Origin of the sequence: Serratia proteamaculans, assembly GCF_004684015.1 — a bacterium.
Taxonomy (GTDB): Bacteria; Pseudomonadota; Gammaproteobacteria; order Enterobacterales; family Enterobacteriaceae; genus Serratia; species Serratia proteamaculans_F.
Map to the genome: position 1 here is coordinate 25,253 of NZ_SRIA01000010.1, position 14,618 is coordinate 39,870.

The 14,618-nt window shown below is 57.2% G+C and carries 15 protein-coding genes; 7 read left to right on the forward strand and 8 right to left on the reverse strand.

What is annotated here, in order from left to right; genetic code table 11:
- On the reverse strand, nucleotides 1-987 hold the full coding sequence (gene hlyD / locus E5C26_RS06810) for a secretion protein HlyD (RefSeq protein WP_135315609.1): 987 nt from the start codon (nucleotides 985-987) through the stop codon (nucleotides 1-3).
- Nucleotides 988-1,005: 18 nt separating this feature from the next.
- Nucleotides 1,006-1,695, reverse strand: coding sequence for a transcriptional regulator CecR (gene cecR / locus E5C26_RS06815; RefSeq protein WP_135315610.1), 690 nt, complete (start codon nucleotides 1,693-1,695; stop codon nucleotides 1,006-1,008).
- 304 nt (nucleotides 1,696-1,999) lie between these two features.
- Here cecR and rhlE point away from each other — a divergent pair, with 304 nt between their 5' ends.
- Complete coding sequence (gene rhlE, locus E5C26_RS06820) at nucleotides 2,000-3,358, forward strand: ATP-dependent RNA helicase RhlE (protein WP_135315611.1); 1,359 nt, start codon at nucleotides 2,000-2,002, stop codon at nucleotides 3,356-3,358.
- A 61-nt stretch (nucleotides 3,359-3,419) separates the two neighbouring features.
- Here rhlE and E5C26_RS06825 read toward each other — a convergent pair whose 3' ends face one another.
- A complete protein-coding gene (locus tag E5C26_RS06825; protein WP_135315612.1) occupies nucleotides 3,420-4,448 on the reverse strand; it encodes an HlyD family secretion protein in 1,029 nt (342 codons plus the stop codon).
- Between the two features lie 2 nt (nucleotides 4,449-4,450).
- Nucleotides 4,451-6,058, reverse strand: coding sequence for an MFS transporter (locus E5C26_RS06830; RefSeq protein WP_135315613.1), 1,608 nt, complete (start codon nucleotides 6,056-6,058; stop codon nucleotides 4,451-4,453).
- A gap of 161 nt (nucleotides 6,059-6,219) precedes the next feature.
- Here E5C26_RS06830 and E5C26_RS06835 point away from each other — a divergent pair, with 161 nt between their 5' ends.
- From E5C26_RS06835 to dusC, 4 genes are all read left to right on the forward strand, one after another.
- The gene (locus tag E5C26_RS06835) at nucleotides 6,220-6,999 is read left to right on the forward strand and encodes an IclR family transcriptional regulator (protein WP_135315614.1); all 780 of its coding nucleotides are present in this window, start codon (nucleotides 6,220-6,222) and stop codon (nucleotides 6,997-6,999) included.
- Nucleotides 7,000-7,011: 12 nt separating this feature from the next.
- Entirely contained in the window at nucleotides 7,012-7,461 is a 450-nt protein-coding gene (locus tag E5C26_RS06840) for a universal stress protein (protein WP_135315615.1), read from the forward strand.
- Nucleotides 7,462-7,486: 25 nt separating this feature from the next.
- The gene (locus tag E5C26_RS06845) at nucleotides 7,487-8,446 is read left to right on the forward strand and encodes a D-2-hydroxyacid dehydrogenase family protein (protein ID WP_135315616.1); all 960 of its coding nucleotides are present in this window, start codon (nucleotides 7,487-7,489) and stop codon (nucleotides 8,444-8,446) included.
- 80 nt (nucleotides 8,447-8,526) lie between these two features.
- A complete protein-coding gene (dusC, locus tag E5C26_RS06850) occupies nucleotides 8,527-9,456 on the forward strand; it encodes a tRNA dihydrouridine(16) synthase DusC (protein ID WP_167796624.1) in 930 nt (309 codons plus the stop codon).
- Nucleotides 9,457-9,497: 41 nt separating this feature from the next.
- On the opposite strand, the gene E5C26_RS06855 is transcribed toward dusC, so the two are convergent.
- From E5C26_RS06855 to E5C26_RS06865, 3 genes are all read right to left on the reverse strand, one after another.
- Complete coding sequence (locus E5C26_RS06855; RefSeq protein ID WP_135315960.1) at nucleotides 9,498-10,184, reverse strand: type 1 glutamine amidotransferase domain-containing protein; 687 nt, start codon at nucleotides 10,182-10,184, stop codon at nucleotides 9,498-9,500.
- Nucleotides 10,185-10,242: 58 nt separating this feature from the next.
- On the reverse strand, nucleotides 10,243-11,004 hold the full coding sequence (locus E5C26_RS06860; RefSeq protein WP_135315618.1) for an arylamine N-acetyltransferase family protein: 762 nt from the start codon (nucleotides 11,002-11,004) through the stop codon (nucleotides 10,243-10,245).
- 75 nt (nucleotides 11,005-11,079) lie between these two features.
- On the reverse strand, nucleotides 11,080-12,018 hold the full coding sequence (locus E5C26_RS06865; protein ID WP_135315619.1) for a LysR substrate-binding domain-containing protein: 939 nt from the start codon (nucleotides 12,016-12,018) through the stop codon (nucleotides 11,080-11,082).
- Between the two features lie 81 nt (nucleotides 12,019-12,099).
- Here E5C26_RS06865 and E5C26_RS06870 point away from each other — a divergent pair, with 81 nt between their 5' ends.
- A complete protein-coding gene (locus E5C26_RS06870; protein ID WP_240775913.1) occupies nucleotides 12,100-12,954 on the forward strand; it encodes a DMT family transporter in 855 nt (284 codons plus the stop codon).
- 25 nt (nucleotides 12,955-12,979) lie between these two features.
- Here the strand turns inward: E5C26_RS06870 and E5C26_RS06875 are convergent, their stop codons facing one another.
- Complete coding sequence (locus E5C26_RS06875; protein ID WP_135315620.1) at nucleotides 12,980-13,879, reverse strand: LysR substrate-binding domain-containing protein; 900 nt, start codon at nucleotides 13,877-13,879, stop codon at nucleotides 12,980-12,982.
- 137 nt (nucleotides 13,880-14,016) lie between these two features.
- Between E5C26_RS06875 and E5C26_RS06880 the strand changes: the two genes are divergently transcribed.
- Complete coding sequence (locus tag E5C26_RS06880) at nucleotides 14,017-14,595, forward strand: hypothetical protein (protein ID WP_240775914.1); 579 nt, start codon at nucleotides 14,017-14,019, stop codon at nucleotides 14,593-14,595.
- Nucleotides 14,596-14,618 lie beyond the last annotated feature (23 nt).

A 14,618-nucleotide genomic window follows, 5' to 3' on the forward strand; every position in this document is an offset into this window, starting at 1 on the left:
TCAAGGTTGGGCAAAGCGAATGGTGACCGGCATCCCCTGGCGCAGCGCGTCATCGGCGTCGGTGACTATCACCCGCAGGCGGTACACCAGATCGGTACGCAGGTCCGGGGTTTCGACGCTTTTCGGCGTGAATTCAGCGGTCGGCGACACAAAGCCGATTTTACCGTGGTAGGGTTTGTCCGGCCGACCATCGGTGTAGATTTCCAACTCGGTACCCGGCGTCGCCTTGCTCAGGTTGACCTCGTTAACATAGGCGCGTACCCACACCGGGCGGGTCAGCGACAGGGTGAACACCGTTCCACCGGCGCTGAGCATGGTACCTGGCTCGACTGCACGTGTTAGCACCGTACCGGCCGATGGAGAAACCAGGCTGGTGTCGTGCAAGTTAAGCTGTGCCTGAGCCAACGCGGCTTCGCTTTGTGCCAGATTGGCTTTGGCTTCTTCTATTTCTTGCGGGCGGTTGCCGCTAAGGTACTGCGCCAGCTTGTCTTTCGACGCCTGCAGGTTGGCCTGCGCCTGATTGCGTGAGGTGCGGGCATCTTCCAGTGCGTCGGCGGAGGTGGCATTTTTCGCCCACAGGCCCTGCTGGCGTTTCAGGAAGCTATCGGCATAGCTGAAAGCGGACAGGCGCTGCGCCATTTCTGAACGTACCTGGGCAATTTCTTCTGCGCGATAACCGGCCATCAGCAGCGCCAGCTTGGCTTTGGCACTGCCGACGTTGGCCTGCGCCTGTTGCAGCGCGTTGAGGTAAGGAGCGTCGTCCAGTTTGCCGAGCAATTGCCCCGGTTGCAGGGTATCGCCTTCATCCACCGTCAGTGACGCCAGGCGTCCATCGACACGGAAGCCCAAATTCACCGTGCGAATATCCACGTTACCGTACAGCGTCAGCGGTTTTTCCTGATGCTGCTGGTAATACCAGACCCCGTAAACGGCCGCGGCGATCAGCACAATAACGGCCACGATGAAGGCACTGCGTTTCTTATTCATAACTCTCCCTGCCTGAATTTACGCGCCATAGCGTTGGCGCAGCCCATTAACCAGAATCTCGATATGTTCAGCCAGCACCTCACTGATTTGCTCCGCCTCGGGCGTGTCGATCTGCTGCCAGCCGGCCTGTCGGCGGACGGTTTCCCGCGCCACACGGAACGACAGCACTTCACCGATCAGCGCGTGGGTATGCAGCACGATTTTGGTCGAATGCGGGTCGATGCCGGTGTAGGCCGCCAGCAGGCGGCAAAGCTTGTTATGCAACGGGGCCACCACCTGCTGGTGGATCAACGGATAGGCGTCGGTGGGGGAGAGCTGCTCGCGCGACATGATTTTGCTGAGGTTTAGCGTTTGCGGTTGCGTCATCAGGTCGCTGAACGCCAGCAGGCCGCGTTTCAGGTGTTCGAGGTAACGCTCCGGTGGGCGTTCGGCTTCCGGCAGTTGCCAGAAGCGGTCAATTTCTTCGGCCAATGGGCGAAATGCCTGCTGAATAAAATCGGCAATCCACTGGGCGACGGCCAGATACAGGCCCTCTTTGGAGTTGAAGTAGTAGGTGATAGCGGCGATGTTGTGCCCGGCACGCTGGGCAATATCGCGGGTGGTGGCCCCCTGAATGCCGTATTCGCCGAACATTTCGATGGCGGCGGCAATCAACTGCTGACGCGCCTGTTCACCCCGTGCCCGGCCGATAGTCTGATTATTTGGCATTGACGGCACTCGCTAAAGTTAATCAATCATATGATTAACTTTATGCCGGATTGCACGAAATGCAACCAGTAGGCGCAACTTATTTAAGGATTACTTTTCAGACTGGGCTGAATTCTCGGCATATTGTGCTCTGAGTCACTTAATTTGCCTTTTCTTGTTCGACTTCTGCTACACTCGCCCACTTGGTGCACTGCAGTTTGTGCCAATCCCTCGTGGTCATGCTTAATATGTCCCGTCTGATAATCCTCCCAGGAAACTGCACCGAACACTGTTAGGTTAGGGGGGATCTGGAGTTTTTCTCTTTATGTCATTTGAAACCCTCGGCTTAAGTGCTGAAATTCTGCGCGCTGTTGAAGAACAGGGCTATCGCGAACCTACGCCAATTCAGCGCCAGGCGATTCCTGTCGTATTGGAAGGTCGTGACCTGATGGCCAGCGCCCAGACCGGTACCGGTAAAACCGCTGGCTTTACCCTGCCGCTGCTACAGCTGCTGAGTAAGCATGACCATGCGGTCAAAGGTCGCCGTCCGGTACGTGCGTTGATCCTGACGCCAACCCGTGAACTGGCTGCGCAGATCGGCGAAAACGTCGAATCCTACAGCAAATACCTGCGCCTGCGTTCGCTGGTGGTATTTGGTGGCGTGAGCATCAACCCGCAGATGATGAAACTGCGCGGTGGCGTTGACGTGCTGGTGGCAACACCGGGTCGCCTGCTGGATCTGGAACACCAGCGTGCAGTTGACCTGTCCAAAATTGAAATTCTGGTGCTGGACGAAGCAGACCGCATGCTGGATATGGGCTTTATCCATGATATCCGCCGTGTGCTGGCCAAGCTGCCTGCCAAGCGTCAGAACCTGCTGTTCTCTGCAACCTTCTCCGACGATATCAAAGGGCTGGCCAACAAACTGTTGCACAACCCGGCATCGGTTGAAGTGGCGCGCCGCAACACCGCGTCCGAGCAAATCGAACAAAGCGTGCACTTCGTTGACAAGAAGCGTAAGCGGGAACTGCTGTCCCAGATGATCGGCGAAGGTGACTGGAAGCAAGTATTGGTGTTCAACCGCACCAAGCACGGCGCCAACCACCTGGCAGAACAGCTGAACAAAGACGGCATCACTGCCGCCGCTATCCACGGCAATAAAAGCCAGGGCGCCCGTACCCGCGCATTGGCCGATTTTAAAGACGGCAAAATCCGCGTATTGGTCGCTACCGACATCGCGGCACGCGGTCTGGATATCGACCAGTTACCACATGTGGTGAACTACGAGTTGCCTAACGTGCCGGAAGACTACGTGCACCGCATCGGTCGTACCGGTCGTGCGGAACGTACCGGTGAGGCTATCTCGCTGGTGTGCGTGGATGAACACAAACTGCTGCGTGATATCGAACGCCTGCTGAAACGTGAGATCCCACGTATTGCTCTGCCAGGCTATGAGCCGGACCCGAGCATCAAGGCAGAACCGATCATCAACGGTCGTCAGGCTGGCGGGCGCGGTGCGCCACGCGGCAACGGCGGTGGTCAGCGTTCCGGTAACGGTGGCGGTCAGCGTAGTGGCAACGGCGGTCAGCGTGAAAACCGCAGTGGCGGCAATGCCCGTCCGCAGGGTGATGGCAAGCCGCGTTCAGGTGCTCCGCGCCGTCCGCGCAGCCGCCCGGCTGAGTAAATTGCGCTGTTTTCAGCTGCCAAGAGGCCACCTTTAGGGTGGCCTTTTTTATAGGCAAAAATCAGCGCATCTCGAGTTCCGGCACCACCGACATGCCGACGCGCAGTCGCGCCAGCTCCGGCTGATTCGGTTCCAGCAGAATTTTCACCGGCAGGCGCTGGACGACTTTGGTGTAATTGCCGGTGGCGTTATCGGCACTGATGGCGGCAAAGGTGGCACCGGTCGCCGGGGCGATGCTGTCAACGTGACCGCGCAATGTCACCCCAGGCAGTGCATCCACGCTGATTGAAACCGGTTGGCCGGCAGAAACCCCAGCCAACTGCGTCTCCAGGAAGTTGGCAACCACATAGCTCTGCTGCAGCGGTACCACCGCCAGCAGCCGCGTACCGGCGGAAACCCAGGCTCCCTGACGCACTGCGCGCTGACCGACGGTGCCGGCAATCGGTGCAATAATCTGCGTATAGGAAAGGTTCAGACGCGCCTGATCCACGCTGGCTTGTGAGGCGGCAATATTGGCCTCGGCCTGTTTCCGGCTGGCCTGCAACACCCCAACTTCCTTGCGTGCCGCAACCACGGCTGCCTGATTTTGCTTTAGCTGCGCCGCAGCGGTCTGCATCACGGAAGCGGATTTTTGCTGTTCATCGGCGGTGGCGGTACCGGTTTTCAGCAATCGGCGATAGCGATCGGCATTCTGCCCGGCATAGTTAAGCGTGGCCTGGCTGGCGCTGACGCTGGCTTCCTGTTGGGCAATATTGGCCTGCTGTTGATCCAGCTGTGCCTGAATGCTGGTCAGCTTGGCCTGGCTCATCTGCAGATTGGCCTGTGCTGTTTCCAGCGCCACGCGGTAATCCCGGTCGTCGATAGTGGCCAGCACGTCACCGGCTTTCACCTGCTGATTATCACTGACATTGACGCTGCGGATATAGCCGGAAATCTTGGGGGCTACCAGCGTGTAGTCGGCACTCACTACTGCGTCATCGGTACGAAAATGATGGCGGTTAAGCGATGAGCGAACAAAGAAAGCGATAGCCAGCAGGACTAACAGCAGCAACGCCAGAGTTAAGGTTCGTTTTGCAGGGGTGTAGCTCATGGTTATGATCCTGATGTTTTTGGAACTAAGGGTAAAAGCGTTTGTGGTGGATAAGTGCGCTTCGGCAGCCAGGCGGTCAGCAACACCAGCAGCAGCGCGCAGCCAATAATCAGCAGGTAGGCGTCACTGATGCTGAGGATCACCGCCTGATGTTTGACCAGCGTCGAAAAGTGCCCGAGGTTTTCCACTGAACTGACCGAGCCGTCCGGCAACAGCGGCACGGTACCGCTGGCATGTTCTGAGTTTTCTGCCGTCATCAGCCACGGGCGATTGCCTAACCGGTCAACCAGCACATGAGAGTGAAATTGCTCCCGGTGGCTCATAAAATTCTCGACCAGGCTGCCTGCTGCCACGGCGGAAAAACCGCGCACGGTGTTAAACATGGCGGAAGCGAAGGGACCTTCCGGTGGCATGATCACGCTGGTGGACATCAGTAAAACCGGCAAAATCATCATCGGTTGGCCAAACGCCTGCAGGCTCTGGATCAGCCAGAAATTTTGCCGCGCCCAGTCGTCGGTCAGTTGCATTCCAAGCAGACAAGAGCCGGCGATGAACGCGGCACCGAGGGTCAACACCCAGCGGGAGTCTACCCAACGCAGGTTCAACAGGGTGGCGATTAAAGGTGCTATCACCAACTGCGGCAAGCCGACGGCTAAGGCCAGCGGCGCAAATTGTACGGTGCGAAAACCCTCCACCTGCGAAAAGTAAAACGACGGCAGCATCGAGCCTGACAGCGCCAGCAACAGCACGCCAGCCAGCGTCAGCAGGCTATAAGAAAGATTTATTCGCCGCAGTAATTGCAGTTTTAACAGCGGCAACGGGTGGAACCATTCGTTGATCAAAAACACCACCAGCAGCGCAATGGAAACCGGCAACATCAGGCTAATCAAGGGGGAATTGAACCAGTCGAGTCGCTCTCCCTGAGTCAACGAGAGAATCAACAGTGCGATACCGCTACAACCGGTCAGCATGCCGAACCCATCGATCTGGCGGAAACGTTCCAACCGTAAGGGATCCTGCGGCAATCCCCAGCCGATCAGTAAGGAGGCGATCAAACACAGCGGGACCGCCTGCCAAAACACAAACTGCCAACCCAGACTGTCGGTCCACAGCGCCGCCAGCGGTGCCGCGACATTAGGCCCGAAGGTAGCGGTGAGCGCGTAGGCGGCCAGCCCGTAAAGCTTGATGCCGGGCGGCAGAAAGCGCAGCGCCACCGTCATCAGCAACGGCGGCAATGCGCCACCAAACAGGCCTTGTACCACCCGCAGCGTAATAAACAGCGTGGGATCAGCGGTTAAAGGCTGGAGTACACCGACGGTGGCAAAACCGCCGATCATCACCAGGGCGAAACGGCGTAGCGAAAAGGTCACGGCAAACCAGGGGGCCACCATCATGGCCGACACTTCCGCTGCCTGATAAACCGAGGTGATCCAGCTCCCTTGATCGAAACCGATACCGATAGCCGCGCGGATATCGGCCAGCGCCAGATCGCTGATGCGATCATTGAGTCCTGAGGTCAGGGCGGCAATCAGCACCCCCACCAACCCCACAGCCAAACGCAGAGTGAAAGGATGCGGCGCGGCGACGGCAGGCGCAGGCTGAGCATTCATAGTAAAACTCCAGAAACGAAAATTGCGATGCACTGTATTGCATAGCGATACAATGTGACGCATGCTACATTGTGATGCGCTGTATTGCAATGCGGTACATTGTGCTGCCGGGAATAAAAAAGTGTTACAGTGTGGTCCAAAAGCAAGGAGCGATAACTTCTATGTCTGAACCCTCTACATTTAGTGATGACGAAAAGGCTGGCGGTATTCAGGTCATTACCCGTGCGGCGAAAATCCTTGATGCGTTGGGTGAAAAACCCAATGGCATGAGCCTGGGGGAAATTGCGCTGGCGGTCGATCTGCCGCGTTCCACCGTGCAACGTATCGTCAACGCGCTCGATTCCGTGCAATTGGTGCGCGGCGGTGCCGGTGGTGTGCGGCTGGGGCCATCATTGCTGCGGTTGATTGCCAGCGTACATACCGAAATGGTGTCGATTGCGACGCCCTGGTTACAGGCGTTGAGTGACGCCACCGGCGAGACGGTTTCGTTGGGGCGTGCCAGTGGTCTGCAACTGGCGGTGGTGCATTACGTTGTTGCGGATCGTGAGCTGCGGGTAGTGCCGCGTATCGGCATGAATCTGCCGCTGTACAGCACCTCCGGCGGGCGGGCGCTGCTGGCATTGAACAGCGACGATGCGGCCAGGGAACTGCTGGGCGAGGCCTATATGGCGGTGACCGATATGACGGTGCGTGATTTTCCGGCATTGCTGGAGCACTTAACCGAAATACGCCGTACCGGTCTGTCCTATGATCGGGAGGAAACGCTGGAAGGCGTCTCTACCATGGCGGTGGCCATCGACACCATTCTGGGGCGTTTCTCCATCAGTCTGTTAGTGCCCAGCTCCCGTTTTACCAAAAATGAAACTCGCTTCCGCGAGGAAATACTCAGGTGCAAAGACGCGCTGATCGATGAAATCGGCAAGGCGGCGTCTCGAGATTAATCGGAGAAGATAATGAAAACACTGTTGGTCGCGGTTGATAACTCCGCTAATGCGCGCAAAGTCATTTCACTGGCTACGGAACAGGCGTTGGCGCAACAGGCGGCGGTAGTGGTGCTGTGCTGCGTTGATCTGAGCTATGCCATGGAGGGGCCGTATGAAATTGAAGCGGGTGAAGATCCGGCAGATTTCGACTATGCGCAGGATGAGCAGAATGCCGCTGCGGCAGTGGTGCGCCAGGCGCTGACCGAACTGCAAGGCGCTGGCGTCAACGCGCGTGGACGGGTGGTAGCCGGTGAACCGGCAGAAACCATCGTCGCCCAGGCTAAAGAGCTGAACGCGACGATGATTATTATGGGCCGCCGCCATCTTTCGCCCTTTAGGCGTTTGATGAATGGGTCGCACAGTGCGCTGGTGATTGAAAATGCCGATTGCCCGGTGCTGGTTGACGTGCGCGCCGACTGACTGCCCCTGAACCCCGGAGCCGAAGTTGAAACTGAAATGTGTCATTCTCGATGATTATCAGCAGGTCGCGCTCAGTATGGCGGACTGGTCGGCCCTCGGCGATCGGGTTGAGGTGTTCGCCATCAGCCAGCATTTTAGTGATGAAGCGGAACTGGCAGTACATCTGCAAGACTGCGACATTTTAGTGATTATGCGTGAGCGCACCCCCATCACCGCCACGCTGCTGGCGCGCTTGCCCAAATTAAAGCTGTTGATCACCTCAGGTATGCGCAATGCCTCTATTGATTTGGCGGCAGCGGCACAGCACGGGGTGATTGTCTGCGGTACCGCCAGCGGCTCAGCCGCGCCGATGGAGCTAAGCTGGGCACTGCTGCTGGGATTGGCAAAACATCTGCTGGTGGAAAATCACGGCCTGCGGCACAACGGACCATGGCAGCAGGCGGTTGGCATAACGCTGCAGGGCAAGACGCTGGGTCTGCTGGGGTTGGGCAAGATTGGCCGCCAAATGGCGGTGGTGGCACAGGCGTTTGGCATGCGGGTGCTGGCCTGGAGCCAAAACCTGACGGCGGAAAGGGCTGCCGAAGTGGGAGTGACGCTGGCTGCATCCAAACAGGCGCTGTTTGAACAGAGCGACTTTGTTTCGGTTCATCTGGTGCTCAGTGAGCGTAGCCGTGGGCTGGTGGGCCGACCGGAGCTGCAGGCGATGAAGAAAACCGCTTATCTGATCAATACCTCACGTGCGGCGATTGTCGATCGCAGCGCGTTGATTGACGCATTGCAGCAGGGGCAAATTGCCGGTGCCGGGCTGGACGTGTTTGAGGTTGAACCTTTACCGAGCGACGACATCTTCCGCCATCTGCCCAATGTGCTGGCGACGCCGCATCTGGGTTATGTGGCCGACAGCAACTATCAAATCTATTTCCGCGAAGCGATCGAAAACATCGAGGCCTTTATCGCCGGTGTACCGCTGCGCCAATTGGCGTAGCGCGGTTTTATTCCCCCAGATGCTTGTCTGCTGCGGGTATTCCCCCGTATCATTGCGCGTCTTTTTTAGCAGGGGTGAACATGCGCGTATTATTGGCTCCGATGGAGGGCGTTCTCGATTCTTTGGTGCGTGAGTTGCTCACCGAAGTGAACGACTACGACCTGTGCATCACCGAATTCCTGCGCGTGGTCGATCAACTGCTGCCAGCCAAGTCTTTCTACCGTCTGTGCCCCGAACTGCATCACGCCAGCCGCACGCCGTCCGGCACTCTGGTGCGTATTCAATTGCTCGGTCAATACCCGCAGTGGCTGGCAGAAAATGCCGCTCGCGCGGTGGAACTGGGATCTTACGGCGTCGATCTTAACTGTGGTTGCCCATCCAAGTTGGTCAATGGCAGCGGCGGCGGGGCGACGCTGCTCAAAGACCCGGAGCTGATTTACCAGGGCGCCAAAGCCATGCGTGCGGCAGTACCTGCCCATTTACCGGTGACGGTAAAAATACGCCTGGGCTGGGATAACGACAGCCGCAGCTTTGAAATTGCCGATGCGGTGCAGCAGGCCGGCGCCACCGAACTGGCGGTACATGGCCGCACCAAAGAGGACGGTTACAAGGCCGAGCGTATCAACTGGGCGGCGATTGGCGAGATCCGTCAGCGACTGACCATTCCGGTGATCGCCAACGGCGAGATCTGGGACTACCAGAGCGCGCAAGATTGCCTGCAAACCACCGGCTGCGATGCGGTGATGCTCGGGCGCGGCGCGCTGAATGTGCCCAACCTGAGCCGGGTAGTGAAATACAATGAACCGCGCATGCCCTGGCCACAGGTAGTACAGCTGCTGCAAAAATACGTTCATCTGGAAAAACAGGGCGATACCGGCCTGTACCACGTGGCGCGGATAAAACAGTGGCTGGGTTATTTGCGTAAAGAATATGACCAGGCGACCGAACTCTTCAGCGAGATCCGTGCGTTGAATAACTCGAAGGATATTGCCCGGGTGATCTGTCGTTAAGGATGAAACAGGGGAGCTGTGCTCCCCCAATGAATTAACGATTATTTTCCTGCCAGCAGTTTAAGCACTTCCTCTGCCACCGCAGCCCCCGACGCCGGGTTTTGCCCGGTGGCCACCCGTTGATCGCTCAATGCGAATGCGGCCCAGGGTTCAGCCGCTTTCTGATAAAGGGCTCCACGTTTTTTCAGCTCGGTTTCGGTCAGGTAGGGCACCAGCTTATCCAATTCCGCTAGCTGTTCCTCTTCATTGCTGAAACCGGTGACCTTTTTGCCGCTAATCAGGTAATCGCCGTTGGCCAGTTTGATATTCAACAGGCCGATAGCGCCGTGACACACGGAGGAGACCACGCCGCCGCTTTCATAAATCGACTGGCTAAGGGTTTGCAATGCCGGGTTGTCCAGGAAATCCCAGATCACGCCATGGCCGCCGGCATAGTAAATGGCACCATAATCGGCGGCGTTTACCTGGGACGGTTTTAGCGTGGCACCCAGCCGGTTCATAAACGGCTTGTTCTGATACCACTCCCAGTCAGTGGCGTCAGCCATGGCTAGGCTGTGGGGATCGATGGGGGTATAACCGCCTGACGGGCTGACATAATCAACCTGATAGCCGGCAGCTTCCACTTTCTTCACGAAGTGCACCGCTTCCCCCAGCCACAGGCCGGTGGCGCGATCGATACTGGGGTATTTGGCAATGCTGGTGAGTACCACCAGGATTTTCTTTTTCATCATGCTTCCTCTCGATTGACTGCTTCCATCGGGCTAAAGTATAGCCAATCTGAGAGGTTCAGTTGTCCAGATCAATCTGGAAGTAGTGCATCAGCGCTTCGCGGCGTTCATCTTCCGAATGCAGCGTCGACTCCCGGCGGTGGTGATCTTCGGTGATAATCAGCTTGTTCTCGCTGATGGTCACCCGGCCGTTTTCCGTGGCGTGGGAGCACACCAATTTCTGGGTGAAATGCGACTGTGGTGAGGTGCTGTGGTAATGGCACATGTCGGCAAATTCGTCGAGCCGACGTTTTTGCAGACTGAAGCGATAGAGCGTTTTGGCGTGCGAACGCTGATCGCCGTTACGGCGCTCCAGATAGTAAATTTCACCTTCCTGTTCCAGGTGGAAAGTACCGGTGCTTTGTGGCTGTTGCTCGGCAGTGGTTATCTTTAGCGGCGTCAGAAATGAATCCCCAAAGCCCACGTCCACCAGATACGGCTGATCCAGCTCCACCATCAGCGCCATATGGTCGAACGGCGGGCCGAAGCTGCCGTCGCGGGCGCGGATCTCACCGGAAATAAAATGCACGCTAAAACCGATGTCCTGCAACAGCAGAGCAAACAGCCGGTTCAGTTCGTAGCAAAAGCCGCCCCGGTTGTGTTCGACAATTTTATTGAACAGCGCCTGTTCTTCCAGATGGATCCCCTGCTGATAAATAATGCTCAGGTTTTCAAAAGGAACCTTCAGCATATGGCCGCGGTGTAATTGTTGTAGCGTCAGAAGGTCGGGCTTGGGGATGCCTGCGAATCCAATATGTTGCAGGTAGCGTTGTCTGTCCACGGCTTATCTCACAGCAGAAAAATTGAACATAAAATAGTTGGATTTGGCAAAGTTGTGGGGGCAATAAGTGCTATGTCAGAACGCCGGGGTTTTTCCTGCCGCCTGCAACAACAGGTTTACCCAGCGGCGGGTGGTGGAACTGACGAATGCGCTGTCCGCCCAACACAGGCGGTATTGATAGGCGGCGGGCAGTTGTCGGGCGTCGTCAAATACCCGAACCAGCTTGCCGGTGGTCAGGGCATCCTGGGCTACTGCCAGGCTGCCGAGTACGATGCCGTTGCCTTCGATCGCTTCCTGCAGGGCATGGCCGACGCTGTTAAAGGTGAGAATACCGCGCGGAGCGGTGGTACCTTCGCCAAAGGCGGCGAACCAGTCTTGCCAGCCGGCGACGCCCATCTTCTGCCCATCTTTCCACGGCGAATGAATCAACTGCGACAGCGCCAAAGCGGCGACCGTGATGCGACGAGGATGCGCGGCGAGAAAGGCTGGGCTGGCTAACGGCGCAAAGGCATCGGCGAGCAGCTCACGGGAGTGCGGCGGCGGGTTGGCCGTTGGGCTATAGCGGATGGCAATGTCCGCTTCGCCATTGGCCAGGTCACGCAGGCTTTCATTGGCATCCAGCACCAGTGAAACATCGGGATCGGCACGGCGCAGTGCCGGTAGTCGTGCAGCCAGCCAATGGCTGGCGATGCCCAACGTACAGGTCAGTTTCAGCGTTTGCTGTTGCTCTGGTCGGACGCGATCGCTGGCTTTTTGCAGCAACGTGAGTGCGCGAGTCACGTCGATAGCCAGTTGTTTGCCGGTGTCGTTTAGCGCCACCGCGTTCCCCTTGCGGTGAAACAGCTCGACGCCCAGCTCATTTTCCAGATGACGTATCTGGCGGCTGACCGCTCCCAGCGTGACGTTCAACTCATCCGCTGCCTCGGTAAAACTGGCGCAGCGCGCCGCCACCTCGAAAGTATGCAGAGCTTTCAGGGAGGGCAGGCGAGGTTGAGCGTTCAGCTTGAGTTTCATTCAACCATATTGCCAATCTATCGATGTTCCACAAGTGATTTTTTGCTTACTTTTAGGGCAAATTTTCGACGGGAGTATCGCGTGGACATTGTGATGGGGCTGGCTGCCGCACTGTGCTGGGGCGGCACGGATTTTTTGGTCGGTATCAACGCCCGATCGGTGGGGGTGCGCAGGGCAGTATTTTTTTCGCAGGCGATTGGCTTTGTGATTTTTAGCGCCTTATTACCGGCAACGGCGGTTCCTGTCTTTGCGACTTCCGGCGTGGTTTGGGGGCTGGCATTGCTGGCCGCTGCTCTGATCATAGGCGGGTCACTGGCGCTGTCGCAGGCCTTTGCTATTGGCAAGGCGGCGATGGTGGCTCCCCTGGTGACCAGCTACGGTGCGGTGACTACGCTGCTGTCATGGCTCAGTGGTGAACATCTGGGGGCGCTGACGCTGACGGGACTGGTTATTTGTTTACTGGGGGTGATGCTGACCGCCGTCAGTCCCGCTCGTCAGCCGGGCAATTCTTCGTCGACCTTACCGGCGATGGCCTTCGCGCTGATCGCCGCATGCGGTTATGGCACCGGTTTTTGGTTGCAGGGGAAATACACGCTGCCAGTGCTGGGGCCGAGTGTCAGCCTGTGGCTCGGCTATACGCTGGGGTTAACGGCCCTGCTGGCGCTGAGCACTAACCGGCGTGCATTGGTATCACGTCCAGACTGGCGGCAGGGCGGGCTGCTGCTGGCGGCCAGTTTGCTCAACCTGGGTGGCTTTAGCGCCTTTGCCGTAGGGGCAGGCGGCGGATCGGTGGCGGTGGTGACGGTGCTTAGCACGCTTTCTGGCGGCATCGCCGCGCTGCTGGGTGCTTTGCTGCTGCATGAGCGTCTTGCCGCCATACAGTGGCTGGGCGTGTTAACGGTATTGGCCGGTGCCGTGGTGCTGCACTGGCATTAAGCTCCAGGCTCAGCCAATAAATCCCTTACCCCAGCGTGCCGGGGCGCATATTTTTCTGCATCCAGTCGCGTAATGATACGACGTCGGGGCGCTCGGCAGTGTCTTCCAGCGTCACCAGATAATAATTTGCGCCGGGCAAAGACAATTCAAAAGGCGCCACCAGCATTTTGCGTTTTATCAAATCTTCTGCCAGCAACTTACTGGCAATAACCACCCCTTGCCCAGCCACGGCGGCCTGCAGCGCATGGGTTTCATCGCTGAAATACAGGCCTCTGGAAATATTCAGATTCTCCGGCCCGTAACCTTGCCGCCAGTGTTTCCAGTCAGGGCTTTCGGCAGGAACATGCCTGTTCTCGACGTGAAACAGCGTCGTGCGATGCAGGTCACTCAGGGAATTTAAGGCCAGTGCCGGGCTGGCAACCACAATAAACCGATCCTCATACAGCAAGGTGCTGTGCAGGCCTATTTCAGCGGTTTCACGATAACGTATGGCCACGTCGACAGTACGCTGCGTTAAGTCGACGCTTTGCACGCTGGTATGCAGGTGTAAATCAATCTCGGGGAATTGCGCCTTAAAGCTTTCAAGGCGCAGCACCAGCCAATTGGTCAAAAAGTTAGAGGTGGTGGTGATGGTCAGTGCCGGAGGTTGTCTGGCCTGATCAATTTTTTTTACCGACTCTTCCAGGGCGGTAAAGGCGGATTGCGTGCCCGTATACAGCAAGTGTCCGGCCTCGGTCAGTTTCACCCCCTGCGCGTTGCGCTCGAATACGCGGCATTCCAGCATGGATTCAATCAAACGGATTTGATGGCTGACAGCAGTGGCGCTGACATTCAGTTGCCCGGCAGCCTGCTTGAAGCTGAGACAATCGGCAACGGCATGGAAGGCGCGCAGTGCGCCCAGCGGCGGTAAACGGGAGGATTGCATGATGAGTTATTTTCATCCATGGGTGAAAACTCTGACTTTGATTGCCTGATTATATATGCGATAGGCTCAATATACCTCCTTCCGAGGATGAATTTAATTTTCTATCGCCGCTTTTATATAGTGAGGGTTTTATGACAATGTCTTCCTTATCTGCCCCCTTTTCCGTGCAAGAGCAGGCGCAATCTAATGCCGGTATTCTTTTATTCAGTGGGCTGGTGGCGCAAGTTGCCCTACTGCTCAAGCGCTATGCGTTGGAAAGCCCGCTGTTGTTGATCGCCATGCTGACCATTTTCATTATCGCCTTTGTGTTGGCCGTATTTTTAATGCAATTGAGAGTGTTCCAGCACAAAAGTCGCCTGACCCGCGTGCGCCAGGGCTTTGTCATCAGTGCCGTCGGCACCTTGCTACTGATCCTGACATTGCATGACTTGCCTGGCGAACTGTCATTGCTGACGGCAATGATTGTGTCTGGGCTGGGTCAGGGAATGGTTTACGCCGTCGCGATACATCAAGGCAAAAAAGAGGGGCATGCGTTGTGGCGGCACACACAGGCGCCTGCGCTGTTGATCGCAGGAGTTATCCTTGCGGTTGCGGCGGTACTGCTGATCCAATCGAGTTTTAGCGGAGTAACGGGTTTTCCCTACGCTTTTGCGCTGTTGATTGACCTGTCACTGCTTGCTGCCTTGTATGTCAGGGTGGTCGAGCTGGAGAGCTAGCCGCTGCTAATCGGCCTCCGGAT

Bases quoted from the DNA above. Each gene is read 5' to 3' on its own strand.
- E5C26_RS06875 (WP_135315620.1), bottom strand. From the start codon at position 13,879: ATGCAATCCTCCCGTTTACCGCCGCTGGGCGCACTGCGCGCCTTCCAT.
- E5C26_RS06855 (WP_135315960.1), bottom strand. From the start codon at position 10,184: ATGAAAAAGAAAATCCTGGTGGTACTCACCAGCATTGCCAAATACCCC.
- E5C26_RS06835 (WP_135315614.1), top strand. From the start codon at position 6,220: ATGTCTGAACCCTCTACATTTAGTGATGACGAAAAGGCTGGCGGTATT.
- E5C26_RS06865 (WP_135315619.1), bottom strand. From the start codon at position 12,018: ATGAAACTCAAGCTGAACGCTCAACCTCGCCTGCCCTCCCTGAAAGCT.
- E5C26_RS06880 (WP_240775914.1), top strand. From the start codon at position 14,017: ATGTCTTCCTTATCTGCCCCCTTTTCCGTGCAAGAGCAGGCGCAATCT.
- E5C26_RS06830 (WP_135315613.1), bottom strand. From the start codon at position 6,058: ATGAATGCTCAGCCTGCGCCTGCCGTCGCCGCGCCGCATCCTTTCACT.
- E5C26_RS06825 (WP_135315612.1), bottom strand. From the start codon at position 4,448: ATGAGCTACACCCCTGCAAAACGAACCTTAACTCTGGCGTTGCTGCTG.
- cecR (WP_135315610.1), bottom strand. From the start codon at position 1,695: ATGCCAAATAATCAGACTATCGGCCGGGCACGGGGTGAACAGGCGCGT.
- dusC (WP_167796624.1), top strand. From the start codon at position 8,527: ATGCGCGTATTATTGGCTCCGATGGAGGGCGTTCTCGATTCTTTGGTG.
- E5C26_RS06840 (WP_135315615.1), top strand. From the start codon at position 7,012: ATGAAAACACTGTTGGTCGCGGTTGATAACTCCGCTAATGCGCGCAAA.
- hlyD (WP_135315609.1), bottom strand. From the start codon at position 987: ATGAATAAGAAACGCAGTGCCTTCATCGTGGCCGTTATTGTGCTGATC.
- rhlE (WP_135315611.1), top strand. From the start codon at position 2,000: ATGTCATTTGAAACCCTCGGCTTAAGTGCTGAAATTCTGCGCGCTGTT.